At 71.4% G+C, this 283-nt stretch carries 1 protein-coding gene; it reads right to left on the minus strand.

What is annotated here, in order from left to right; all coding sequences use genetic code 11:
- A partial coding sequence (locus PUR56_RS31265) for an IS110 family transposase (RefSeq protein ID WP_329951443.1) occupies positions 1 to 283 on the minus strand: 283 nt, incomplete at both ends.

The following is a 283-nucleotide window of genomic DNA, read 5'->3' on the forward strand; positions in this document are numbered from 1 at the left end:
CAGGCCGCGTATCCGGTTGGAGGTGCGGGTGGCCTCGGCGGCGAGGTCCTGGTCGAACCCGGTCAGGACGGTGAGTTCGGCGGTGATCTCGTCGGTGAGTTCCAGCGTGCGCAGGGTGTGGGGCATGGTGCGGGCCGCGTCGGCGATCACGGCGGCGTCCTTGGCGTCGGTCTTCGCCTCGCCGGGGTAGAGGTCGGCGATTCGTCGCATGGCGAGGCCTGGAAGGTAGGCGACTTGGCAGTCGGCGTCGCGGGCGACGGTCAGGGGCAGGGCGCCGATGGAG

This window comes from Streptomyces sp. BE303 (assembly GCF_036290945.1).
Classification (GTDB): Bacteria; Actinomycetota; Actinomycetes; order Streptomycetales; family Streptomycetaceae; genus Kitasatospora.